The 23,146-nt window shown below is 43.1% G+C and carries 21 protein-coding genes; 15 read left to right on the forward strand and 6 right to left on the reverse strand.

The genetic code is table 11. The features are described from left to right. Nucleotides 1-69: 69 nt before the first annotated feature. Nucleotides 70-948 (reverse strand): endonuclease/exonuclease/phosphatase family protein, encoded by an 879-nt coding sequence (locus tag OCV24_RS18940; RefSeq protein WP_017058258.1) that lies wholly within the window; start codon nucleotides 946-948, stop codon nucleotides 70-72. Nucleotides 949-1,251: 303 nt separating this feature from the next. Between OCV24_RS18940 and nrdD the strand changes: the two genes are divergently transcribed. Then, nucleotides 1,252-3,372, forward strand: a complete 2,121-nt coding sequence (gene nrdD, locus OCV24_RS18945; protein WP_017058259.1) for an anaerobic ribonucleoside-triphosphate reductase — start codon at nucleotides 1,252-1,254, stop codon at nucleotides 3,370-3,372. A 174-nt stretch (nucleotides 3,373-3,546) separates the two neighbouring features. Next, entirely contained in the window at nucleotides 3,547-4,017 is a 471-nt protein-coding gene (gene nrdG / locus OCV24_RS18950) for an anaerobic ribonucleoside-triphosphate reductase-activating protein (RefSeq protein WP_146441362.1), read from the forward strand. Between the two features lie 135 nt (nucleotides 4,018-4,152). Here the strand turns inward: nrdG and OCV24_RS18955 are convergent, their stop codons facing one another. Then, a complete protein-coding gene (locus tag OCV24_RS18955; protein ID WP_150877231.1) occupies nucleotides 4,153-5,580 on the reverse strand; it encodes an MATE family efflux transporter in 1,428 nt (475 codons plus the stop codon). Between the two features lie 135 nt (nucleotides 5,581-5,715). Between OCV24_RS18955 and OCV24_RS18960 the strand changes: the two genes are divergently transcribed. The 4 genes from OCV24_RS18960 to OCV24_RS18975 all read left to right on the forward strand — a co-directional run bounded on the left by OCV24_RS18960 (nucleotide 5,716) and on the right by OCV24_RS18975 (nucleotide 10,540). Further along, nucleotides 5,716-6,552, forward strand: coding sequence for an AraC family transcriptional regulator (locus tag OCV24_RS18960; RefSeq protein ID WP_150877229.1), 837 nt, complete (start codon nucleotides 5,716-5,718; stop codon nucleotides 6,550-6,552). A gap of 211 nt (nucleotides 6,553-6,763) precedes the next feature. Continuing rightward, nucleotides 6,764-7,948, forward strand: coding sequence for an amino acid aminotransferase (locus tag OCV24_RS18965; RefSeq protein ID WP_150877227.1), 1,185 nt, complete (start codon nucleotides 6,764-6,766; stop codon nucleotides 7,946-7,948). 11 nt (nucleotides 7,949-7,959) lie between these two features. Beyond that, complete coding sequence (locus tag OCV24_RS18970) at nucleotides 7,960-8,643, forward strand: putative ATP-dependent zinc protease (protein WP_017058264.1); 684 nt, start codon at nucleotides 7,960-7,962, stop codon at nucleotides 8,641-8,643. Nucleotides 8,644-8,932: 289 nt separating this feature from the next. After that, nucleotides 8,933-10,540 carry an ABC-F family ATPase gene (locus OCV24_RS18975; RefSeq protein WP_136980724.1) on the forward strand — a complete coding sequence of 536 codons (1,608 nt, stop codon included), beginning with the start codon at nucleotides 8,933-8,935 and terminating at the stop codon, nucleotides 10,538-10,540. A gap of 215 nt (nucleotides 10,541-10,755) precedes the next feature. Here OCV24_RS18975 and OCV24_RS18980 read toward each other — a convergent pair whose 3' ends face one another. Continuing rightward, the gene (locus tag OCV24_RS18980; RefSeq protein ID WP_046223567.1) at nucleotides 10,756-11,280 is read right to left on the reverse strand and encodes a hypothetical protein; all 525 of its coding nucleotides are present in this window, start codon (nucleotides 11,278-11,280) and stop codon (nucleotides 10,756-10,758) included. A gap of 111 nt (nucleotides 11,281-11,391) precedes the next feature. Continuing rightward, nucleotides 11,392-11,769, reverse strand: coding sequence for a YgiW/YdeI family stress tolerance OB fold protein (locus OCV24_RS18985; protein ID WP_046223568.1), 378 nt, complete (start codon nucleotides 11,767-11,769; stop codon nucleotides 11,392-11,394). A gap of 231 nt (nucleotides 11,770-12,000) precedes the next feature. Here OCV24_RS18985 and OCV24_RS18990 point away from each other — a divergent pair, with 231 nt between their 5' ends. From OCV24_RS18990 to modC, 4 genes are read left to right on the forward strand one after another with little or no spacing between them, the layout of a single operon-like run. Then, nucleotides 12,001-13,473, forward strand: coding sequence for a cobyric acid synthase (locus tag OCV24_RS18990; RefSeq protein ID WP_150877225.1), 1,473 nt, complete (start codon nucleotides 12,001-12,003; stop codon nucleotides 13,471-13,473). 49 nt (nucleotides 13,474-13,522) lie between these two features. Continuing rightward, complete coding sequence (gene modA, locus OCV24_RS18995) at nucleotides 13,523-14,281, forward strand: molybdate ABC transporter substrate-binding protein (RefSeq protein WP_150877223.1); 759 nt, start codon at nucleotides 13,523-13,525, stop codon at nucleotides 14,279-14,281. Then, a complete protein-coding gene (gene modB, locus OCV24_RS19000) occupies nucleotides 14,282-14,980 on the forward strand; it encodes a molybdate ABC transporter permease subunit (protein WP_046223570.1) in 699 nt (232 codons plus the stop codon). It abuts the gene before it with no gap. Beyond that, entirely contained in the window at nucleotides 14,977-16,083 is a 1,107-nt protein-coding gene (gene modC, locus OCV24_RS19005; RefSeq protein ID WP_017058271.1) for a molybdenum ABC transporter ATP-binding protein ModC, read from the forward strand. The genes modB and modC overlap by 4 nt, the downstream gene beginning before the upstream one ends. 160 nt (nucleotides 16,084-16,243) lie before the next feature. Here modC and OCV24_RS19010 read toward each other — a convergent pair whose 3' ends face one another. Next, nucleotides 16,244-16,681 carry a DUF3069 domain-containing protein gene (locus OCV24_RS19010; RefSeq protein ID WP_017058272.1) on the reverse strand — a complete coding sequence of 146 codons (438 nt, stop codon included), beginning with the start codon at nucleotides 16,679-16,681 and terminating at the stop codon, nucleotides 16,244-16,246. Nucleotides 16,682-16,834: 153 nt separating this feature from the next. Here OCV24_RS19010 and OCV24_RS19015 point away from each other — a divergent pair, with 153 nt between their 5' ends. Together OCV24_RS19015 and OCV24_RS19020 are read left to right on the forward strand one after the other, a co-directional pair. Further along, nucleotides 16,835-17,785: a GGDEF domain-containing response regulator gene (locus OCV24_RS19015; protein ID WP_017058273.1), complete on the forward strand. Its 951-nt coding sequence runs from the start codon at nucleotides 16,835-16,837 to the stop codon at nucleotides 17,783-17,785. A gap of 73 nt (nucleotides 17,786-17,858) precedes the next feature. Continuing rightward, the gene (locus OCV24_RS19020) at nucleotides 17,859-18,872 is read left to right on the forward strand and encodes a Solitary outer membrane autotransporter beta-barrel domain (RefSeq protein WP_150877220.1); all 1,014 of its coding nucleotides are present in this window, start codon (nucleotides 17,859-17,861) and stop codon (nucleotides 18,870-18,872) included. Between the two features lie 97 nt (nucleotides 18,873-18,969). Here OCV24_RS19020 and OCV24_RS19025 read toward each other — a convergent pair whose 3' ends face one another. Then, on the reverse strand, nucleotides 18,970-20,211 hold the full coding sequence (locus tag OCV24_RS19025) for a GGDEF domain-containing protein (RefSeq protein ID WP_146450196.1): 1,242 nt from the start codon (nucleotides 20,209-20,211) through the stop codon (nucleotides 18,970-18,972). Nucleotides 20,212-20,606: 395 nt separating this feature from the next. On the opposite strand from OCV24_RS19025, the gene OCV24_RS19030 reads away from it, so the two are divergent. The 3 genes from OCV24_RS19030 (at nucleotide 20,607) to pntA (ending at nucleotide 23,142) form a co-directional block, all read left to right on the forward strand. After that, nucleotides 20,607-20,975, forward strand: coding sequence for a late competence development ComFB family protein (locus OCV24_RS19030; RefSeq protein ID WP_060466744.1), 369 nt, complete (start codon nucleotides 20,607-20,609; stop codon nucleotides 20,973-20,975). A 40-nt stretch (nucleotides 20,976-21,015) separates the two neighbouring features. Further along, entirely contained in the window at nucleotides 21,016-21,297 is a 282-nt protein-coding gene (locus OCV24_RS19035) for an HlyU family transcriptional regulator (protein WP_137008801.1), read from the forward strand. 297 nt (nucleotides 21,298-21,594) lie between these two features. Continuing rightward, complete coding sequence (pntA, locus tag OCV24_RS19040; protein WP_017058279.1) at nucleotides 21,595-23,142, forward strand: Re/Si-specific NAD(P)(+) transhydrogenase subunit alpha; 1,548 nt, start codon at nucleotides 21,595-21,597, stop codon at nucleotides 23,140-23,142. Nucleotides 23,143-23,146 lie beyond the last annotated feature (4 nt).

The raw sequence follows: 23,146 nt of genomic DNA on the forward strand, positions 1-23,146 counted from the left end.
CTTTAAGTAAAAAGCCAGTCAGCCTCTTTCCGTATCTACTATTTTCTATTATCTGAGGATATCTGAAACCTACTTGTTGATCGTTGTTGAAACTGGGCAATGGTCGCTAAGTTTGTAATCAAGCACATCCTGCGTTTCAAATACCTTCTGCTTTGCAGGAGAAGCATTTAGCGACTTACTCACTACAATATGATCAATCACAGAGCGGAACTGGTGCGTGCGATGGTTATTGCGGTTAGATCGTACCTTACAATCTGATCGAGTTTTTCTTGTTGCCAACTGAGCATCGGTATTTTGCGTCATATCTTTCCACATCCAATCTCTTGAGTAGGATAGGTTATGGTTGAAATCGCCTAGTATCGCGTAATCCTGACCGTTTCTTTCTCTTTGCTGAATCCACTTATTGAGTTGTTGTGCTTGGTCTTTGAGTCTTGAACAATCGCGGTTCGACTTGTAAGCGCCGCTGCAACCCGCCTTTAAATGCACAGACAACATGTAAATCGGCTTGCTTTCCGTTTCTACGACCATGTAACTGGCAAACCTAAGCTTGCTGTTAGCACTCGACTCCAGAAGAAAGTCAGCGTAGTCGGTGAGTGTGATTCCTCTACGAACCGCGAACCCTGTGTATTGGTTCACTTCTTTGAACTGATGGTTACTGTTTTCGGGTAATGCTCGGTCAGACATCAATATCTTGTATTGATCGCCGGCGATGCGCTGAATGGCATTTACGTCGTCGACTTCTTGAAAGGCGACCACATCCGCATCTAAGGATTGAAAGTATTCTTCAAGTTTGTCGAAATCAGCTTGATCACGTTGGGCAGAAAACTTATTCACAGCCTCGTTGGTTGATAACCATTCGATATTCCAACTGGATATGGTCAAAGGTTCAGCAAATGTCTGGCTACTGAGTAAGCAAGCTAACATTATCCACTTTTGAAGTCGTTTCATCCCAAATATCCCTAATTTTGGTGTCCAATATAGTTGAGCCGTTATCCTACAACACTTACCAAAAATTCAACTCTTTTTAGCAGTTTTTTTATTGTTACATTGTTTCTTTTCGACTTGAGAACTCACGTAATAATATTGGATTTATCTTGTTCAGCGTGCGCGTTTTATTGATCCAAATCAATACTCAAAGTTGGTGGTTCTCGTTAAATACGCCACAATATCTAGTGTTAGTTAAACGATAAATCGCTCTATATAGTGTGTTTGTGGATAAGTCTGTGAGTACCTCAAGAGTAAGGAGAAGTGGTGAAATCAATCGTAATCAAGCGTGATGGCTCAAGAGCTCCATTCAATAGAGATCGCATCCAAGCTGCAGTGGAAGCAGCGTCAGACAAAGCCGATAAGGAAATTGCTATTTATGCACTGAATGTGGCATTAGCAGTTGAGTTGAAGCTCGAAGACTACGATGAAGTTCATATCTCTGAAATTCAAACCATGGTCGAGAACGAGCTAATGCAGGGACCATACAAGTCTCTGGCTCGTGCCTACATTGAATATCGTCATGACCGCGACATCGCACGTGAGAAGCAAAGCGCTTTAACTCGCGAGATCGAAGGTTTGATCGAAGAAAGCAATGTTGATCTGATCAATGAGAATGCCAACAAAGACGGTAAAGTTATCCCAACTCAGCGTGACTTGCTGGCGGGTATCGTGGCTAAACACTATGCAAAAACTCACATTTTGCCGCGTGACATCGTACAAGCTCACGAGTGTGGTGACATTCACTACCACGATCTAGACTACGCACCGTTCTTCCCAATGTTTAACTGTATGCTTATCGACTTGAAAGGCATGTTAACGCATGGCTTCAAGATGGGTAACGCGGAAATCGACACACCTAAATCGATTTCTACAGCAACAGCGGTAACGGCACAGATCATCGCACAAGTGGCGAGCCACATTTACGGCGGTACTACGATTAACCGTATCGACGAGGTTCTAGAACCTTACGTGATGGCGAGTTACGAAAAGCACTTATCGCTAGCGAAAGAGTGGGACATTCATAGCCCAGAAGCTTTTGCTATCTCTCGTACCGAGAAAGAGTGTTACGACGCGTTCCAATCTTTGGAATACGAAGTAAACACGCTACACACGGCTAACGGTCAAACACCATTCGTTACGTTTGGTTTTGGTCTAGGCGAAAGCTGGGGTTCAAAACTGATTCAGCAATCTATCTTGAAAAACCGCATCGCAGGTTTGGGTAAGAACCGCAAAACAGCGGTATTCCCTAAACTGGTGTTTGCAATCAAAGATGGTTTGAACCACCAGAAGCAAGATCCAAACTACGACATCAAGCAATTAGCGCTTGAATGTGCGTCTAAGCGTATGTATCCAGACATCCTTAACTACGACAAAATAGTAGAAGTGACAGGGTCATTTAAAACCCCTATGGGTTGCCGTAGCTTCTTGAATACTTACGAAGAAAACGGTGAGTTAATTCATGAAGGCCGTAACAACTTAGGTGTTGTTAGCCTGAACTTGCCACGTATTGCGATTAACGCAAAACAAGATATGACTAAGTTCTACGAACTGCTTGATGAAAAACTGAAGCTAGCTCGTCGTGCGCTAGAAACTCGTATTTCTCGTCTAGAAAACGTGAAAGCACGTGTTGCTCCAATTCTATACATGGAAGGTGCATGTGGCGTTCGCTTGAAAGCAGATGACTCTATTGCAGATATCTTCAAGAATGGTCGTGCATCTGTTTCTCTTGGTTACATTGGTATCCACGAAGCAATGACTGCGCTTTACGGCACAGACGTTCACTTGTACGACGACGGCGAAATGCGTGCTAAAGCGCTTGAGCTGGTGGAGTACATGAAGCGTGAAGTGGAATCTTGGACGAAAGAGACAGGTTACGCATTCAGCCTATACGGCACACCAAGTGAAAACCTATGTAGCCGTTTCTGCAGCATCGACACTAAAGAGTTTGGTGTGATTGATGGCGTAACAGACCGTGGTTACTACACAAACAGCTTCCACTTAGATGTGCAGAAGAAAGTGAACCCATACGACAAGATCGATTTCGAGATGCCTTATCCTGAAATTTCTAGCGGCGGTTTTATCTGTTACGGCGAATTCCCGAACATGCAGAAGAACATCGAAGCACTAGAAAACGTATGGGATTACAGCTACACACGTGTTCCTTACTACGGCACCAACACGCCGATAGATGAGTGCTACGAATGTGGTTACAACGGTGAGTTCGACTGTACAAGTAAGGGCTTTACGTGTCCTAAGTGTGGCAACCATGACTCAACCAAAGTATCGGTAACACGCCGTGTTTGTGGTTACCTTGGTAGCCCAGATGCACGACCATTTAACTTTGGTAAGCAAGAAGAAGTTAAACGCCGCGTTAAGCACCTTTAATCTAACGAAGGATCTTGGTTAAGATCTGCGATCGTTAGCTAGTGAACTTAGAAGAGCTACGTTCCAAGAAATAAGATTGGTATCGACGCTATGTCGATACCAATTCTTTCGTTTCAGTTGTTACAACACATCTTCTCAAACTATTAAGTAATCACGAGTTTTCAATACTGCCTTATGAATTATCACCAATACCACCCAATCGACGTTGTAAATGGCCCAGGAACACGCTGCACTTTGTTTGTGTCGGGTTGTGTACACCAGTGTCGCGGGTGTTATAACCAATCGACGCAGAGGTTGGACTCTGGGCATTTGTTTACTCAAGAACTACAAGACCACATTATCGCTGATCTCAATGATCCACGAATCAAGCGTCGTGGCTTGTCGCTTTCTGGTGGTGATCCTTTGCATCCTGCAAACGTTTCTGAAGTGCTTAAGCTTGTTCAGCGTGTAAAAGCAGAATGTGAAGGCAAAGACATCTGGATGTGGACGGGTTACGAGCTCGACAAACTCGACGAAAAGCAGAAGCAAGTACTTGAATATGTTGATACTTTGATTGATGGCCGCTTTGAGCAAGATAAAGCAGATCCAATGTTGGATTGGCGTGGTAGTTCAAACCAAATGATTCATCGATTTACTGACTTATAAGCTTGTTCTGATTCAGGACTCTCGTATAAGAAACAGAAAAAAGGGCTTCATCGTTAGCGAAATGCTACAAATCAGCCCTTGGGTGTGAGTTCTTTGAATCTATCGCCCGCACGTTAGTGTCGGTTTGGCGCCTGCTTAAATAGGAATGTGCTCAGGCTCGTCGATTAAATTGTTTATCCATTTCTTAGATTGAATCCTCTGACTGGTCAGAGCTATTTTGGCTAGCTCTTCCTGCAGTACAATCATCAAAACCCATTCTAGCGGCCAACCCAACACCAGCGCAGTAAAGTAGGCAAGGGGGATACCAATCGCCCATTGGCCAAACAGATCGATGAAGATGCTGTAGTTGATGTCTCCACCGCTTTTGAGCACACCACCAATGCCAACCATATTGAAGACTCTTAGTATCATGCCTAGTGCCATGACTAAGGTGACGTTAACAGCCGTCCCTTTGAGCTCTAAGTGAGTAAGACCGATCATGTATACGATCGCGGGTTTAGCAAACCAGCATAACAAGGCTAATAGAGCGGCGAGCCCACAGCTGACCAATACATACCCCCAAGCAGTATTCTCAACACGTTGATAGTTCTTGGCGCCGATCTCGTTGCCTAAAATGATCGAAGCCGCGACTGCAAACCCCATGAACGCCGAGATCAAGATGCTTTCTACTGGCGATAGCAGTGAGATTATCGCAAGCTCGCCAACACCCATCTGACCAACAATAACGTTATAAATCAGTATTCCGCCCGCCCAAGCCGTATCATGAACCAACATCGGAATTGCTATCTTGAAATACTTCTTTCTATGCTTCGGCAATATCGTATCGCGCCAATTACTCAGTGTTGGGAACAAGTGAGCGTAGTGTCTCTTCGCCATCACAAGTAGGGCAATCGTTTGAAAGAATCGAGAGACAGCGGTGCCAATTGCAGCTCCTACAACACCTAGTTCAGGGAAGCCAAATAATCCGAATATCAGCAATGCATTGAGAATCGCGTTGACGATGATCGCCCAGATACTGATTTTGGTGGGTAGCTTTGCTTCGCCCACCGAGCGCAGCGCGCTTTCTAGCGGCACAACCACGGCGGTACCAATAAGGCTGGCTCCTGTCATCCAAAGGTAATCCGTTGCCAAGCGGACGTAATCAGGGTCTGAGGCCACCACAGACACGACTGATTCAGGAGCCAATGTATAAATGAACACAAAGGGGATGATGGCAAAGACAGACAATGCCCATGATTGCGCTAATGTGCGTCTAATTCCGTTGAAATCTCCCGCACCGAAATATTGCGAAGCTAGCACGCTGACAGCGCCGCTAATCCCAGATACCATGATTAAGTTGAAGAAAAATATACGGTTACCCACGCCAACCGCTGCGGTTGCAGAGTCACCCTGTTGGTTAACCATAAAAATATCGACTACGCCAAGTAATGAAAACAACATAGTTTGTAGCGATACAGGCAAACCGATGTGTAAAAGCTTTTGCCAAAAATCTTTGTCTAGATGACGATATGTCGAGCGCATCGCATTTCCCCTGTGGTTAATATGCGAGAAGTTTATCGGCATTTGTTTTGGCTGTATTGTTCAGGTTCATCACAAACTTTTGCCAAACTATCTATTTTCAAAAGCATCTATTTCAAAACTATCGAATGACTAATGTGGCGATTCAATTGCAGACAAACCTAATGAGCGACCAGTGAAATGAGTGAGAAACACGAACGCTACGAGATCTCTGATCAGACACACCAAGAGTTTGTCGATCAAAGCCATGTATTGGCATTCGAACAATTAGGTATCGTTCAGTGTGGGACGGCGTCGTGCCGAGATTTCTTTTCGGTCCATCGGAAGAATCCACAGAAACACATGCTGCTATACACGGTTAGGGGCAAAGGGTGGTTAGAAAGTAGCGCGTGTCGCTATATTCTAGAGCCAGGGTCATGCATTATAGTTCCTGCGGGCACAGAAAATGGCTTTGGGATTGAAGAAGAGACATGGCAAATCGCATGGATCTTTCTCTCGCCAGATAAGCAATGGGATAAAGTAGTGAGTGATGAAGTGAGTTACACGTTGTCTCCGGCCGCAGAAGTCGTCTCTTCGTGCATTCATACTCTATTGAGAAGTATTGCCTTACCCATCGATTTGGGGGGAGCGATCGCCAATCACAGCGTGGCTCAAATAGAGTTCATGATTAATGCGCCAGTCCCGCAGCAGCAATCACGTAATTTGATTCGTTTAAGGCGCGTGTTCGACAACGTACAAAAGCAGCTCCATAAAGAGTGGAACGTTCATGAGCTTGCGAACTTGTTCCCGTGCTCAGAGCCGCATTTCCATCGTTTGTGCCAGCGATATTATTCACACAGCCCAATGACTCATATCATGCGTATGAGAATGGAATACGCAGCTCGTTTGTTGAAATCGAGTGACTGGTCGATTCAGCATATTGGCGAGATCGTGGGTTACCCGAATGCGGCTAACTTTAGTACTCGATTTAAAGCTTGGTCGGGCATGACACCAAGGCAATTCAAACAAGGCAATTAGCCGAAAATCAACAAGGTGCTTCTTAGATAAGCTACTGCTCTATTGATAAAGCACTAAAAGTGTTCGATATTTGCGCTGTTTAGTGACGTAAAATGACCAATCTCTGATTACTTATTCTAACTAAGCGCTTCTATTAAAAAATGTTTCTGATTTGTCTACGATAATGTTAACGTGAAACTCATTACTTGAATTTCAAAGGGTTGTGACTTTCATGTTTTCACATCTACCAAAACCAACTTTAGATCCAATTCTATCTCTTTCTGTTGCTTACCGCGGCGATACTCGTACTGATAAAGTCGACTTAGGCATTGGCGTTTACAAAAACGACCAAGGCGAAACTCCGATCATGAAAGCCGTTTCTATGGCTCAAGATATCGTTGTTGAAACACAGAAAACCAAAGCTTACGTTGGCCTAGCAGGCTGTGAAGAGTTCAACCAGAGCATGGTTGATCTTCTGCTTAAAGGGACTTCTGCAATGGATCGCGTTGCTGCGATTCAAACACCGGGTGCAAGTGGTGCACTTCGCATGTTGGGTGACTTAATGAAAGTTTCTCAACCAGACACCACTGTTTGGATTTCAAACCCAAGCTATATTAACCACAAACCGGTGATGGAAGCGGCAGGCTTAAAAGTTCGATACTACAATTACTTCAGTCCTGAAACGAAGCAAGTTGATACTGCAAGGATGTTGGATGATCTTGCAAAAGCGGGTCCATCAGACGTGGTACTACTGCACGGTTGCTGTCATAACCCAACGGGTGCGGATATCAACTTTGAAGCATGGCAGGAAATCACCAAATTATCTCAGAAGAATGGTTTCTTACCGTTCGTTGATATTGCCTACCAAGGCTTTGGTGATGGCTTAGAAGAAGATGCGAAAGGTCTTCAACACATGGCTAACAACGTTGAAGAAATGCTGATAACAACATCTTGCTCGAAAAACTTCGGTTTATACCGTGAAAGAACGGGTGCGGCGATCGTTATCGGTAAGAACAACGAGCACGTTGGCAACGCAAGAGGTAAGCTTCTTACGCTGGCTCGCTCAACTTACACTATGCCACCCGATCACGGTGCGGCTCTGGTGAAAACAATTCTTCAGAATCAAGAGTTAACGAAGGTTTGGAAGCAAGAGTTGAGTGAAATGCAGCAGCGTTTGTTAAATTTGCGCCAAAGTTTATGTGATGAATTGCGAAATACTTATAACACGTCACAATTTGATTTCATTGAAAGCCATAAAGGTATGTTTACTGTACTAGGCTTTAAAGAAACTCAAATGAATCAGTTACGTGAAGAGTATGGCATCTATGGTGTTGGTGATGGACGCATCAATATTGCAGGTCTTTCTGAATCGCATATTCCTTACGTAGCAAAAGCGATAGCCAACGTATCAAAATAGAAGGTGACTGAATGTATAATTGGAAAGCGATTATAGTCCTAATGTTAAGTGGCGGTCTTTTTGCTTGCTCGACAACTCAAGTACCTGTCGAGCCAGAGCAAAAGCCTCAAGTCGAACAACCTATTGTGGATGATTCTTCAGAAGCTGACGCAGCAGAAGGCGAAAAAGTCACAGAACCTACAGAAAAGCCTGAAGAAGTTAAACCAACTGAACCTGAGGTAAAACCTGTGCCTGTTGAAAAGCCGGTAGAAAAGGTTAGAAAAACAAACGATGGCAAACTGATTCTTGGGGAAGAGGAGTGGGTGTTTGTTCCTGGTTTAAAAGAAGCGTTTAAAGCACGTGTCGATACAGGTGCCACAACATCATCAATCAGTGCGGTTGATATTGTCGATTTTGAACGTGACGGCAAAGACTGGGTTAAGTTCAAAATTGAACATGACAACATCACAACCGAAGAGATCAGCTTACCAGTAGAGCGTTGGGTTAAGATCAAGCAGTCAAGCGCTGAGGGTACACAACGACGTGCTGTTGTCGTTGCCGCGATTCAAATTGGTGATCTAAAAGATAAAACGGAATTTACGTTAGCAGACAGAACGCATCTTTCTTTCCCACTTCTGTTGGGTAGAAGTTTCTTTAGAGATGTTGCGGTTGTTGATGTAAGCCAAAAATACGTCCAGAAGAAAATAACTAAATAGAATTAAGAGCATGAGTTCGTCCTCAATAGGACGCTTCTGTTTTTGATTAATTGAATCCCCGTTAATCGAATTAATGGGGATTTTTTCTATTTATGGCCTAATCACAGAGGAATTGTATTTAATTTTGCACTGTTCGCCATCCTTTCACCGTTTAACCTCGACAATGTGATCCTGATCTCTATATAATCCGCGCTTCGTTTTATGTTTAACCCATACTTTCGTACTTCTTATATAGGCACGTCTTTCTGCTTAATAATTATGTGTCAGTACACGCTTAGGAATTAGTTCTTTGATATCTACCGCGAACATCACAATGCAATTTGGCGCAGAGCCGCTGTTTGAAAACATCTCTGCTAAATTTGGTAACGGCAACCGCTATGGTTTGATCGGCGCTAATGGCTGCGGCAAATCAACGTTCATGAAAATCCTAAGTGGTGCACTAACGCCAAGTTCTGGCAACGTTTCTATCACTCCAGGAGAAAAGCTGGGGGTTTTGAGCCAAGATCAGTTCGCATTCGAACAATACAGCGTTATCGACGTTGTAATAATGGGCGACAGAAAGCTGTGGGAAGTAAAACAAGAGCGTGATCGCATTTACTCTTTACCAGAAATGAGCGAAGACGACGGCATGAAAGTCGCGGAACTTGAAAGCGAATTCGCGGAAATGGATGGTTACACAGCAGAAAGCCGTGCTGGCGATATCCTAATCCAAGCGGGTATTGAAGAAGAGTTCCATTTCGGCTTGATGCAACAAGTTGCTCCAGGCTGGAAACTGCGTGTGCTATTGGCACAAGCGCTGTTTGCAAACCCAGATATCTTGCTTCTTGATGAACCAACCAACAACTTGGACATTCACACGATCAACTGGCTTGCTGAAGAGCTCAACCAGCGTAAATGTACAATGATCATCATTTCGCACGACAGACACTTCCTGAATTCTGTGTGTACGCACATGGCAGATATCGACTACGGTGAGCTACGTGTTTACCCTGGTAACTACGAGTACTTCCTAGAAGCATCTGGTTTGATTCGTGAGCAACTTCTAGCAAGCAATGCTAAGAAAGCGGCTGAAATCAGCGAACTTCAAGATTTCGTAAACCGTTTTGGTGCTAACGCATCTAAAGCAAAACAAGCAAGCTCTCGCGCTAAGAAAATGGACAAAATCACGCTTGATGAAGTGAAATCATCGAGCCGTATGAGCCCATCTATTGATTTTGGTGAAGGTAAGAAACTGCACCGTCAAGCGCTTGAACTTCAAGATCTTGGTCACGGCTTCGATGGCGAAACATTATTTGCTGGTGGTAACTTGCTGCTTGAAGCGGGTACTCGTCTTGCGGTTATCGGTGAGAACGGTGTGGGTAAAACCACGCTGCTACGTTGTCTAGTTCAAGAGCTAGCGCAAAACGAAGGTATCGTTAAATGGTCTGAAAACGCATCAGTAGGCTACTGCCCACAAGATAGCACGTCTGACTTTGATAACGACCTGAGCATCTTCGATTGGATCTCACAATGGCGCACAGTGAAGCACGATGACCTTATGGTACGTGGCATTCTAGGTCGTCTATTGTTTACTGCTGACGATGCGAACAAAAAAGCGCGTAACTGTTCTGGTGGTGAGAAGAACCGTCTGTTATTCGGCAAGCTAATGATGCAAGACATCAACGTTCTGGTAATGGACGAACCAACGAACCACATGGACATGGAAGCAATCCAAGCCCTGAACGACGCGTTGAAAGTTTACACTGGCACGCTTATCTTCGTAAGTCATGACCGTGAGTTCGTTTCTTCATTAGCAACACACATCATCGATGTAAAAGACCAACAGCTAGTGAGCTTCCAAGGTACTTATGAAGAGTACTTAGATCACCAGAAAAAGATGCTGATGGTTAATTTATAGAGTAAGTTGCTGGCCTAGGTTTTTCACAACTAAAAGCTAGCGAAACTAACAAACAAAAAGCCCCGAACATTAATTTGTTCGGGGCTTTTTCTATTTGATTTGTCCAGCTACTTATTATACCAATCGTAGTAAATAACTGATCATTACTTACTGTGATTGGTATTACTTAGTGACGAAACCTAGCTTATTCATAAAACCTAGATACGAAATCTAGCTTAGAAACCGAATCGAGCTGACATTAGGAGTTGGTGACCGTAAGTGCCGTTGTTTCGCATATCAAGACCAACAGAAAGTTGATCTGTCGAGTGAAAGCGAGCACCAACCCCTACAATTGAACGCGTATCGTCGTTGTCGATCAATTGGCCAAGACGTGCGTTAACCTCAACATTTGCCATTAACCATGCTTTTATGCCGATGTTTATTTCAGTTTTAATGTCATTGTTGTCATTACGTTCAATGTTGTGCAATAGCATTTGGCCTGTCACATCAGCAAATTGATTAATCGGACCGTTAAACCCCATACCTACAGCGGCATCCCAATCGCTCTCAAATTCAGAATCGATACGTGCAATGATGTGTGAGTTCTGAGTAAACATTGTTGTGACTTCACCACCGAAAGTACTCGGGCTTGTACCCATGCGCAGCTCGAATGTGTTGTAGTTAAAGTTGTTTGCAGACGCAGAGAATGAACACAGTGCAGCTAACCCCAGAAGGACAGTCTTGTTTGTGCGACCTAGCATGGTGACTCCATATAAATTGTATTTTTCGGCAGTATATACAAAAAAGCCTGCAACATGCAGGCCAATTTATTGAAGTGCGTAGTTTAAAGCTAAATAGTTGAGTTTTGAAGCTTACAAAACTTGAATATGATCAACTTCGATCTCTGGTGTTTTGCCACCTTCGTACTCACCAAAGATACGTACTTTGGTATCAGCAGCTAGAGGTTGTGATAGACGGATATCGTCATCCAGCTCTATTTGAATTTCACTCTGTCCGTCAGAGAAGATAAACGTGTCATTTTTTATCTGACGAACAATCCTGCCGTCTACGATCGCGTCCTGCTCTGTGAACATGCTTGTGTCTGCAAGCAGTGTAGCAACAGAAACGGTTTCGATTGGTCCTGTGTAAGCAATAGGGCCTTTGTGTTGATTATTACTGTGGTCACCAGCCATTGCGAAAGCAGGGGCTAAGGTGATGGTTGATACAATTGCTAGTACAGTTTTTTTCATGATGAATTCCTTAGTATTGTTTTTTAGTTGAAACGTCTTCTTTAGCTAAGACAATTTCTTTGGAAGAGGCGTTTAGCTTCGATAATGCTAGTAAACAACATTAAGTTTGAATCCAGAGTGAGTAAGGTATTCATTTTCCATTCATTTTGCTGGGCATCAACTCGACAATGACGCTAATATAGGGGCAGATAAATATTGCCAAACGGCAAGAAATTAAGGATTTAAGTACAAATGCGATCACCATTAAGCGTCCTAATGGTTCAAGGGACAACGTCAGATGCTGGGAAAAGTGTTTTGGTGGCAGGTTTATGCCGTGTATTGGCTAGGAAAGGCATTAAAGTGGCCCCTTTTAAGCCACAAAACATGGCGTTAAACAGTGCCGTGACAAAAGACGGTGGCGAAATTGGTCGCGCGCAAGCGGTTCAGGCACAAGCTTGTAATATTGAAGCGTCTGTTCACATGAATCCTGTATTGCTGAAACCGAACTCAGACACGGGTGCACAAGTGATTTTGCAAGGTCGTGCGTTAAGCAATATGGAAGCGACCGGTTATCACGATTATAAGAAGGTCGCGATGAATACGGTTATCGATTCATTCGACCGACTTTCTGCAGAATATGAAAGTGTCATGATCGAAGGTGCAGGTAGCCCAGCTGAAATCAATCTGCGTGAAAATGATATCGCCAACATGGGATTTGCTGAGAGAGCGGATATCCCAGTCATTATCGTAGCGGATATCGACCGTGGCGGCGTTTTCGCCCACCTTTACGGCACATTGGCTCTATTATCTGAATCTGAGCAGGCACGAGTGAAAGGTTTCGTGATTAACCGTTTTAGAGGCGACATTGCGCTGCTGCAATCTGGCCTAGATTGGTTAGAAGAGAAAACTGGCAAGCCTGTGATTGGTGTATTGCCGTACTTGCATGGTTTTAACCTTGAAGCAGAAGATGCCATTACCTCCGCTCAAGAGTCAGATGGAGAAGCTAAGCTCAAGGTCGTTGTGCCAGTACTAACTCGAATAAGTAACCATACAGACTTTGACGCGCTGCGACTTAACCCGTCGATTGATTTACGTTACGTAGGCAAAGGCGAACGTCTGAACAACGCGGATTTGATTATCTTACCGGGTACAAAGTCAGTCAGAGCAGATTTGGGCTACCTAAAAGAGCAGGGTTGGGATAGAGATATTCAGCGTCACCTCCGTTTAGGTGGCAAGGTTATGGGTATTTGTGGCGGTTACCAGATGCTAGGAAACATTATCCACGACCCAGATGGAGTTGAGGGCGAGCCAGGTAGCAGTGAAGGGCTAGGTTACCTTGATACGGACACTACCTTAACGCAGCAGAAAACCTTAACTAACGTGATCGGTACTATGACGCTGGATGGAAAATCAGCACAAGTAAAAGGTTACGAAATTCACGTAGGTAGCACTGATGTCAAAGAAACAGTATTACCGGTTCAGTTAGAATCAGGCAGCCTTGATGGTGCTATAAATCAAGACAACTCGATATTTGGTACTTATCTGCACGGCATATTCGATAACAGTGATGCGTTATCGCTTATCTGCGAATGGGCAGGAGCCAATGATGTAACAGCGATTGACCACGAACAGCTTAAAGAGTTGGGTATTAATCGAATCGCTGACGCCATCGAAGAGCACTTAAATCTTGAATTGCTTTGGCCTGAGTTTAAAGCTCGGGTTTGAATGGGAATATCGGTTAATAACTAAAACGAATAATAGATAAGTGAGAATAATGAAAAAGCTAGCTACCCTCGTCACCTTAGCGTTAACGACTTCGTTGAGTTCGACTCATCTTTTAGCGGCCGAAAAGCTAAGAGTTTATGCTGCATCGTCGATGACAAACGCGGTTAACCTATTGGTTGATGAGTTTGAGAAAGACCATTCTGTCGATGTTATTCCTGTGTACGCTAGTACTTCTTCATTGGTACGTCAGATTGAAAGAGGGGCGTCTGCAGACATTTTTATCTCGGCGAATGAAAAATGGATGACGTATTTAGTTGATCGAAAATACGCATCTAGTGACAACGTCACCAATATGTGTGAGAACGAACTTGTGCTAATTTCACCGAAAGGTACGCCGGTATCGTTGGATATCTCAAAGGGTGACCAATGGACTAAATTGCTTACTAATGAAAGACTTGCAGTTGGAAATACGATGTCGGTTCCTGCTGGTATCTATGCGAAGGAAGCATTAGAAGCTTTGGGTGTGTGGAATGACGTGAGTGATCGGTTAGCACCAAGCAACAATGTTCGTATGGCATTGGCTTTGGTAGAACGTAATGAAGCTAAACTTGGAATTGTCTATAAAACTGATGCTCTACTTTCTAAAGAAGTGAGTTTAGTCGAGACGTTCCCTGCAGATTTGCATACCCCAATACGTTACCCTGTAGCGAAGTTGAGCGATAAAGTCGTCGCAGAACAGTTCTATACTTTCTTAAAGAGCGAAAAAGCGAAAGACACCTTAAATAGTTTTGGGTTTGAAGTACGTTAAATGATGTATTTATCAGAATACGAATACCAAGCCTTAATGCTGAGCTTGAAAGTCGCTGGTTTTGCCATCTTATGGCTGATTCCTATCGGCATTGGTTTAGCGTGGCTGCTTGCTAAGAAACAATTTTTTGGTAAAAGCATTGTAGAGAGCTTTGTGCATCTGCCTTTAGTGTTACCTCCTGTGGTCATAGGCTATCTGTTGTTGGTGATGATGGGCAGGCAAGGCATTATTGGCTCATGGCTCAATGAGGTGTTTGGTATTGTATTCAGCTTTAGCTGGAAGGGGGCGGCATTGGCGTGCGTTGTTGTCGCGTTGCCATTAATGGTTCGCTCTATCCGACTTAGCCTAGAGACGGTCGATAGTAAACTTGAAGAAGCGGCAGCCACATTGGGCGCGTCGCCGATTCGTGTGTTTTTCACAATCACATTACCTCTGATGCTCCCTGGGATCATTACCGGTACCATGCTCTCTTTTGCGAGAAGCCTTGGTGAGTTTGGCGCGACGATTAGCTTCGTTTCAAATATTCCCGGTGAAACCCAAACTATCCCTTTGGCTATGTACACCTTTATCGAAACGCCTGGTGCGGAGATGGAAGCCGCACGTTTATGTGCCATTTCTATCGTGATAGCGCTTGGTTCATTGATGCTATCTGAGTGGCTAAATAAAAAGTCTGCACAACGACTAGGAGGCAATGCATGAGTGCCTTAATACTCCAATACCAACAACAGCTTGGTGAAACTTTTTTTGATATCGACTTAATGTTACCTAGCCACGGTATCACTGCGATTTTTGGCCGTTCAGGTGCGGGGAAAACCTCGTTAATTAATGCAATTAGTGGTCTTAAACAGCCAGATAAGGGCTTGATCAGCGTATCGGGAACCACCTTATTTGATAGTGACAAGGGCATTAACTTGCCGACACACAAACGCAACGTCGGTTATGTTTTCCAAGAGTCGAGATTGTTTCCACATCTAAAGGTGTCAGCGAACCTCAAATACGGAATGAAGGGCGTTGATAAAACGCATTTTGAGCAAATCGTTTCACTGTTGTCTTTGGGCTCATTGCTTGATCGCTATCCGGCACGTTTGTCTGGTGGTGAGAAGCAACGTGTGGCGATTGGCCGTGCTTTGTTGTCTAAGCCGAGCATTTTGTTGATGGATGAGCCTTTAGCCTCTCTCGACTTGCCTCGTAAGCGTGAAGTGATGCCGTTTTTGGAGAACTTATCCGAAACCGTTCAAATCCCGGTTATCTATGTCACACACAGTCTTAATGAAATATTACGCTTGGCGAACTACTTAGTGATTATCGATCAGGGTAAAGTCATTTCATCGGGCGTAACCGAAAAAGTATGGGCATCTAGAGCCATGCAGCCTTGGCAATCTTTCTCAGAGCAAAGCTCGCTATTTGAAGCAACATTAACGGAACACAATAACGATTATACTCTGTCTCGTCTGACGCTTGGTAAATCGACGTCGTTATGGGTTCAGAAGGTGTCGAGTGAGATTGGTGCCGCGGTGAGATTACAAGTTAGAGCAAATGATGTTTCTATCGCACTACATAAGCCGAAAGGTACTTCGATACGTAATATCCTCCCTGTAACCATTAAAAGCGTAGAGACGCAGCAACAGGGCAATAATAGGCAGAGTGTAGGGGTTAAGTTGGAGTTAGAGTTAGGGTGTTACCTTTGGGCAACAATCACGTTATGGGCTTTGGATGAACTCAATCTAGAAATTGGCCAGCGTGTTTATGCTCAGATCAAGGGGGTTAGTGTCACGCAGAGAGATATTGCTGTTACACACTAAATCGTTAATTGAAAGTTTAGATCGTGAACTAGACTTTAGGGGGCGTCAGTTAAGCACAGGTTGTTATAGAGTAACAACGACAAGAAAAAGTCGCGGGCACAAAGAAAGCCGCTACTTTTAAGTTGTAAGCGGCTTAATCATAAATAGTACTGTTAGCGATTTACTTAGTAAAAACTTCTTTAAAATCACGCTTCAAGATAGCATCACGACGCGCTTTCTTGATTTGCTTAACCATGTCTTTTACACAGTTGTGTAGGACTTGGTCTAGCAGTTGAGCTCGGTACTCTTCTTTTTCTTCGTCAGTCATGTCTTCTGGAAGTTTAAGAGTCGGGAACTCTTCCATCACGTTGACGCCAGCGAACGCTTGGCTCACAGAAATTAGAGCGTGAAACTGTTCAAAGTTGTCTAAAACATTTTGTGCGCTTGCTGGAAGGCTATCCCAAGCTTCACGTACCGCTTCTTCAGACACTTCGTGAATAGAAGTAACCATGAAGTGCATCTCTTTTGGCACTTCATCAAATTCGATAACTTGACGAAGCTCTGGTGAGATAGTGGTTAAATCGATTTCTGGTTGTTCGTTGCTTTTAGCGTCTGACATAATATTTCTCTTTAAAAAGAAAACAATGCTAAAAAGATCTGTAAAAAAGTCAATATAATATAGAGATTAGTGCATGATTTAAGCCCAAAATTGAGCTACTTTGAATATTCAGCACAATATAAAGGTGATGTGATGATAGAAAAGGGAGCTTCGATGCGCATATTACTGGTTGATGACGTTCAACTAGACAGAATGCAGCTTGCTATTCGACTCAAGCAACTGGGCCATATTGTTGAAGCTGTTGGAAGTGGTAAGGAAGCCCTAAATATTTACTCTAATTTTGATCCTGAACTCGTGTTGCTTGATATCACTATGCCTGATATGGACGGTTTTGAGGTTGCAAACGAGGTGCGTCATCAATTCCCCGAGTGGGTTCCCATCATCTTTTTGAGTGGTCACGAAGAGCCTGAAATGATTGCAAAAGCGATTGATGCTGGTGGCGATGATTATCTGATCAAGCCAGTGAACAAAGTTGTTTTGAATTCTAAGTTGATAGCGATGCAGCGTATTGCGCACATGAGGCGTGAGTTAAAGCAGAGCACAGCCAAACTAGAAGAATTGAACATCCTTCTTCAACAGCAAGCCAACGAAGACGGTTTAACCAAATTGTACAACCGTCGATATATGGATACTAAGCTTGAAGAGAGCATCGCATGGCACGGAAGGCGTAATATGCCCATGACCGTGATACTCCTAGATGTAGATTTCTTTAAGTCTTATAACGATAATTACGGCCATATTCAAGGAGATAAGTGTTTGCAAGAACTTGCTAGTACATTAAAGCGCCTCTTTGTTCGAGCTGGAGAGTTTGTAGGTCGTTATGGCGGTGAAGAGTTTGTGTTGATTTTGAGTGATACGGATATCAAAGCAGCTAAATTACATGCGGATCGGGTAGAAGAAGCACTTCATGAAATGAACTATACACACAATTACTCAACCGTTTCTGATAGAGTTACAGTGTCGCAAGGGGTGCTATCTTTCATTCCCTGTGGTAATGAATCTATTGACTTTGTTTACGAAAAAGTTGATCAAGTGCTTTATCAAGCCAAACAAAGTGGTAGAAATACTTACATACAAAGAAACATTTTGGATGTTGCAGTTTAGTTGATCTGCTCGTTAGATATTTGACATGACACTTCTATTAGTGTTGAAGATAGAAAAGGATTTAAGGGATAAAATGCCGCACTCAAAGCCATTTTTTATGGTTAATAGAGGTTGGACACAGGTCGTTTCTGTACTTTGTTTTGTTGTTCCTACCGTTGTTAATGCTGCCACGCCGCTATCTGACCTTTTTCGTAAAAATATCGAACAGAGTTTTGCGACGAGTGTACTGCTTAACGATACCGATGTTTTCACTTTTGGTATCAATAACTTTGATCCAAATAAAGTATTTAGTTTAGACAATGATGCGATTGGTTCGAACGATTCCGTAAGTCGCCGAAAAAGTATTACGTCCCTCAGCCTACCATACACATTTGAAATACCAGCTTACATCGAAGATAACCATCAAGAGGTGACTCTTAGTTTGTCTGCATTGCGTGTTGAAAGAGATGTTCAATATGACTCAACGACAGTAACTGATTTTCAAAAAGAGACCATAGTATCGGGATATGTTGAGTTCGCTAACGTTTCTCAATTGAATGAGTATTGGAGTTTCCATTCAGGGGTTGGTAATCATGTTTCTTACTATCGTAACGACTTCGATTATCGTGCTAATCTGCTTAAGCCGTTTGCTGGCCAACTTGACGGGACTTATCTCAATACTGATGCTTGGGCCTATATCATTGAGCCTAAAATCAAGTTGATCTTTGAAGACAAGAACGATTGGGGAAAATACAAACTCAGTACCAGTTGGCGTTATTTTAATGGTGTCGGTTGGGGCGAAGCTAATAACGGTAATATTGGCCATCCAGAAGGTTGGTATATAGCCAATGAAGCGAAGATTTTTTACGACCTAGTACGTTGGGATAAAAACATTACGTCTATGTACTCCAGTATCAGGAGAATTGATATTGGAGGTGATACAGTTGCTCCTATGGGAACGACGTCGTATTACGAAGGTAGTGTGGGCTGGTTGCTTAACCCCAACCTATTTAATGAATGGGTCGATAATGTAGGCATTGGCTTTACGATCAATTACGGAAGCAGTTTGAAAGGAGGGAGCTTGATCATCTTCTTCAACCAAGATTAGTCTTCAAACTTATCCTGTCCTATTCGGCTCTCAATTTATTGATGTTTATTGTTGAAGGCTCTAGCTAACTGTAGATGCGCTTAACTGCCACCTAGAACTAACTTTTAACACACAGTTTGTTTCGGCCGGTTTCTTTAGCTTTGTACAGTGCATTATCCGCTAGCTTCAAAACTTCTTCGGGCTGTCTTGTGGTCGTACTATCAGCCAACCCAATACTTACCGTAACATTCACAACATCTGCTGGTTTACTATTCTTGCCACGCTTTTTCATACCGACTTCATGGTCATCAGGACGCTCGTGAGTGTTACGAATGGTGATGTCGTAATTCTGGATCTCAGAAATCAGAGCCTGAAGGTGCTCTTTCACTTGTTCGGTGTACTTACCTTTAAAAATGATCGTGAACTCTTCACCACCATAGCGGTAGGCACGAGCTCCGCCTGTTGTTTCTTTCAATACTCGAGCCACTAGTTTCAGCACATCGTCGCCAATATCATGCCCGTAGGTATCATTAAATTTCTTGAAGTGATCGATATCAACCATCGCCATCGAGTATTTACGCCCTAAGTGCTTCATATCCACTTCTAAGGCGTGTCGACCAGGGATGTTAGTCAGTTGGTCATTAAAGGCCATATCGTGGCTTGCTGACATCACATAGATGATGATTAAGGTTCCCGATAGTGAAAACATAGTGCTTGAGATGTATTGAACGTCAAAAAAGATAAATGTACATGACGCGATCAAAATTGCACTGTAAACCACAACATCGATAGAGCGGTTATACACCAACACTAGAATGGCAGTAAGGCCAAGCAAACAAAGGCTATACAACACTAAAACTAAAGGCAGTTTGGAAAAATCCCTCACGACAAACAAAATGCCTTTGCTCCATGATTCAAAACCTCCGGCATGGAAGTGAGAAACAATCAATTGTGTCCACACCATAAACAACACGAGTACCAAGGCATATAACAGCATGGATTTTGAGTTAACGCCATTATCGGGGAAGGCATAAACGAGTAAGCAAGTCACAGGCAGTAGAGCGGCCAGCAGAGATAGCTCTAACAAAGTGGTTCCGGTATTGAGTGGCGATTGCAAGCGAACTTGGATGATTAGATAAGCGACAAGCATGGTTACAGAAACCATGGCCATTCGACCTTGCTTAAAGGTGTGGCACAGCATGACCGCAACACTCAATAAAATATATGGGAGGTTGCTAGCAAACCCTATGTTTGAACCCGTCACGAGAATGACGTTATTCATACCTGCAAGTAATATTGCTAAGAGAAGTAAGGGGAAGCAAAATCGAAACATGCTCGACGTTACGAAAGAAGATGTCATTTATGTGGTGAGCCTAACTATAATGATGATCTTATAATTTAATGTTATACGTAGGATACGGTTAAACAAGTTATTGCCAAGCTTTTTGCCTAAATTAGAGCAAAAACATTGCCATTGGTCGCTAATAGCGCAACTATTTTTATATGTATTTGAGTTGCTATTAACCATAGAACGAACTAAACAGTATATATGATAAATTAATTAGTCGTTATAAGTACTTAACAAAATTCAGGTGCTTTTGCCTCAATTGTCATATTAGCTCCGATAACTGATAGAAGCATAGACTGTAATCAAATTCGAGCAAGCTCTATAACAGAGTTAAAGTAAGTTTTGCGATTAGGTTGTTCACTATTTGAAACTAGGTCATAAACAACCGCTACAAATGGAGGGGTAGTATGCAAATTAGTGTTGATGTACATAACTATATGGAAACTTTGGTGGGACACGTTTTGTCTACCGAGGAATATGTGTCTAGCTATACTAACGAACAGTTGGCCGATCTTGCGTGTCTGGCTTTAGGGCAACTTAAGCCGATCTACATTCGCTTCGATATCGATTTTCTTTCAGCACTGCCAGAAGATAAATTGGTGCTCTATAAACGAAATAGTGAGGTCGCGGTAAAAAATGCAGAAAGTATGGTTATTGACGATAGAAGACGTGAGCGTAACGACAATGTGCCCGTTATATTTAGCCAACATAACTTTGATGATGACGTAGAGTTGCAATGGTATGAAAAGCCATTGTTGAATCGTAAACAGTCATGATAGTTTAGTGTGAGTGCGGTCATTTAAGGAGTAAAAATACATGGGTTTCTTTTCTAGATTATTTAGTGGCAAAGAAAAAACCGAACAAAAAGTAGAGATTGAGCCAGTCGAATATAAGGGTTTCAATATCTATCAAGATGCCATTGCTGAATCTGGTCAATACCGTGTTGCTGGGCGAATCGAGAAAGAGATCGACGGTGAAATTAAAACTCATCGGTTTATTCGCTCTGATGTTGTTTCAAACAAACAAGACGCCAACGAATTAATGCTCAAGAAATCACAGATGTTCATCGACCAAATGGGTAACAATATATTTAGCTAACCAATTAGGGTTAGAATTGATGTTAGTCATCATTTTGAGAGCTTTCAGTGTATATGCTGAAAGCTCTTTTTTGTTTTTGAGAATAAGATCTGCTAACAGGTAGTTGTCACACAGATTACTGATTGAGTGGTTGATCTACTTTGAGGAAGGGTTTCACTTCTTAAAATAAAGTGCTTAAAACTCCACCAAACTGTTATAAGTAATAACTTTTCTTATTCTTTGAATAAAACGCTTGAAGTATTAGTTGTCGTTAGATACAAACGAATAAGTCATTGTGCCAATAGTCAAGGAATAGCTATGCAAATTGGTGTACCAAGAGAAACACTCGCAGGTGAAACGCGAGTCGCTGCATCGCCGAAATCGGTAGAGCAGCTTCTAAAATTAGGGTTTGAAGTTTGTGTTGAATCACAAGCAGGTGCGTTAGCAAGTTTTGAAGATGCAGCTTATGAACAAGCTGGAGCAAAAGTTGTTACTGCAGATGAAGCTTGGAAATCCGATATTATCTTTAAAGTTAACGCTCCGATCGTTGACGAGTCTAAAAATGAAATCGATCTTCTTAAAGATGGCGCAACATTGGTCAGCTTTATTTGGCCAGCTCAAAATCCAGAGTTAATGGAACAATTGTCCAGTCGCAACATCAACGTGATGGCGATGGATTCTGTACCACGAATTTCAAGAGCTCAGGCGCTAGATGCGTTGAGTTCTATGGCAAACATCGCGGGTTATCGTGCTGTTGTTGAAGCTGCGCATGAATTTGGTCGATTCTTCACGGGTCAGATTACGGCTGCGGGTAAAGTTCCACCAGCAAAAGTACTGGTTGCAGGTGCAGGTGTTGCTGGCCTAGCTGCAATTGGCGCTGCGGGTAGCTTAGGTGCGATCGTTCGTTCATTCGATGTTCGTCCTGAAGTTAAAGAACAAGTTGAGTCGATGGGCGCTGAATTCTTGGAAGTGGATTTCAAGGAAGATACCAGTGCTGGTGACGGCTACGCAAAAGAGATGTCTGAAGCATTCAATAAGAAAGCTGAAGAGCTTTATGCAGCTCAAGCGAAAGACGTCGATATCATCATTACAACGGCGCTGATCCCAGGTCGCCCGGCTCCGAAGCTGATTACCAAAGAGATGGTAGACAGTATGAGTGCAGGTAGTGTGATTGTAGACCTTGCGGCAGCCAATGGCGGTAACTGTGAATACACGGTTGCGGATCAAGTCATTACAACAGCGAATGGCGTTAAGATTGTTGGTTACACAGACATGGTTGGTCGACTGCCGACTCAATCATCTCAGTTGTATGCAACGAACCTAGTTAACTTGCTGAAACTACTTTGCAAAGAGAAAGATGGCAACATCAATATCGACTTTGAAGATGTTGTTCTGCGTGGTGTTACTGTCGTTAAAGAAGGTGAGGTCACTTGGCCAGCTCCACCAATTCAAGTTTCAGCTCAACCACAACAAGCTAAGCCAAAAGCGGCCAAACCAGAGCCTAAAGTTGAAGAACCTGTTTCTCCAATTAAGAAAGTGGCGGGTATGGCGGTAGCTGTTGGTGCATTCGCTTGGGTAGCTTCGGTTGCTCCTGCTGCGTTCTTATCTCACTTTACTGTTTTTGTTCTCGCTTGCGTGGTGGGTTATTACGTAGTTTGGAATGTAAGCCATTCTCTGCACACACCGTTGATGTCCGTGACTAACGCGATTTCAGGGATCATTGTGGTAGGGGCACTGTTACAAATAGGACAAGGAAGTGGCGTCGTCACGTTCTTATCATTTATTGCCGTATTAATTGCAAGTATCAATATCTTTGGTGGCTTTACCGTGACCAAACGTATGCTTGAAATGTTCCGTAAAGACTAAGGAG

Source organism: Vibrio kanaloae, assembly GCF_024347535.1.
Classification (GTDB): Bacteria; Pseudomonadota; Gammaproteobacteria; order Enterobacterales; family Vibrionaceae; genus Vibrio; species Vibrio kanaloae.

Coding starts and splice junctions, on each gene's coding strand:
- OCV24_RS18940 (WP_017058258.1), bottom strand. CDS start 948: ATGAAACGACTTCAAAAGTGGATAATGTTAGCTTGCTTACTCAGTAGC.
- nrdG (WP_146441362.1), top strand. CDS start 3,547: ATGAATTATCACCAATACCACCCAATCGACGTTGTAAATGGCCCAGGA.
- OCV24_RS18955 (WP_150877231.1), bottom strand. CDS start 5,580: ATGCCGATAAACTTCTCGCATATTAACCACAGGGGAAATGCGATGCGC.
- OCV24_RS18960 (WP_150877229.1), top strand. CDS start 5,716: ATGAGTGAGAAACACGAACGCTACGAGATCTCTGATCAGACACACCAA.
- OCV24_RS18965 (WP_150877227.1), top strand. CDS start 6,764: ATGTTTTCACATCTACCAAAACCAACTTTAGATCCAATTCTATCTCTT.
- OCV24_RS18970 (WP_017058264.1), top strand. CDS start 7,960: ATGTATAATTGGAAAGCGATTATAGTCCTAATGTTAAGTGGCGGTCTT.
- OCV24_RS18980 (WP_046223567.1), bottom strand. CDS start 11,280: ATGCTAGGTCGCACAAACAAGACTGTCCTTCTGGGGTTAGCTGCACTG.
- OCV24_RS18985 (WP_046223568.1), bottom strand. CDS start 11,769: ATGAAAAAAACTGTACTAGCAATTGTATCAACCATCACCTTAGCCCCT.
- OCV24_RS18990 (WP_150877225.1), top strand. CDS start 12,001: ATGCGATCACCATTAAGCGTCCTAATGGTTCAAGGGACAACGTCAGAT.
- modA (WP_150877223.1), top strand. CDS start 13,523: ATGAAAAAGCTAGCTACCCTCGTCACCTTAGCGTTAACGACTTCGTTG.
- modB (WP_046223570.1), top strand. CDS start 14,282: ATGATGTATTTATCAGAATACGAATACCAAGCCTTAATGCTGAGCTTG.
- modC (WP_017058271.1), top strand. CDS start 14,977: ATGAGTGCCTTAATACTCCAATACCAACAACAGCTTGGTGAAACTTTT.
- OCV24_RS19010 (WP_017058272.1), bottom strand. CDS start 16,681: ATGTCAGACGCTAAAAGCAACGAACAACCAGAAATCGATTTAACCACT.
- OCV24_RS19015 (WP_017058273.1), top strand. CDS start 16,835: ATGCGCATATTACTGGTTGATGACGTTCAACTAGACAGAATGCAGCTT.
- OCV24_RS19020 (WP_150877220.1), top strand. CDS start 17,859: ATGCCGCACTCAAAGCCATTTTTTATGGTTAATAGAGGTTGGACACAG.
- OCV24_RS19025 (WP_146450196.1), bottom strand. CDS start 20,211: ATGACATCTTCTTTCGTAACGTCGAGCATGTTTCGATTTTGCTTCCCC.
- OCV24_RS19030 (WP_060466744.1), top strand. CDS start 20,607: ATGCAAATTAGTGTTGATGTACATAACTATATGGAAACTTTGGTGGGA.
- OCV24_RS19035 (WP_137008801.1), top strand. CDS start 21,016: ATGGGTTTCTTTTCTAGATTATTTAGTGGCAAAGAAAAAACCGAACAA.
- pntA (WP_017058279.1), top strand. CDS start 21,595: ATGCAAATTGGTGTACCAAGAGAAACACTCGCAGGTGAAACGCGAGTC.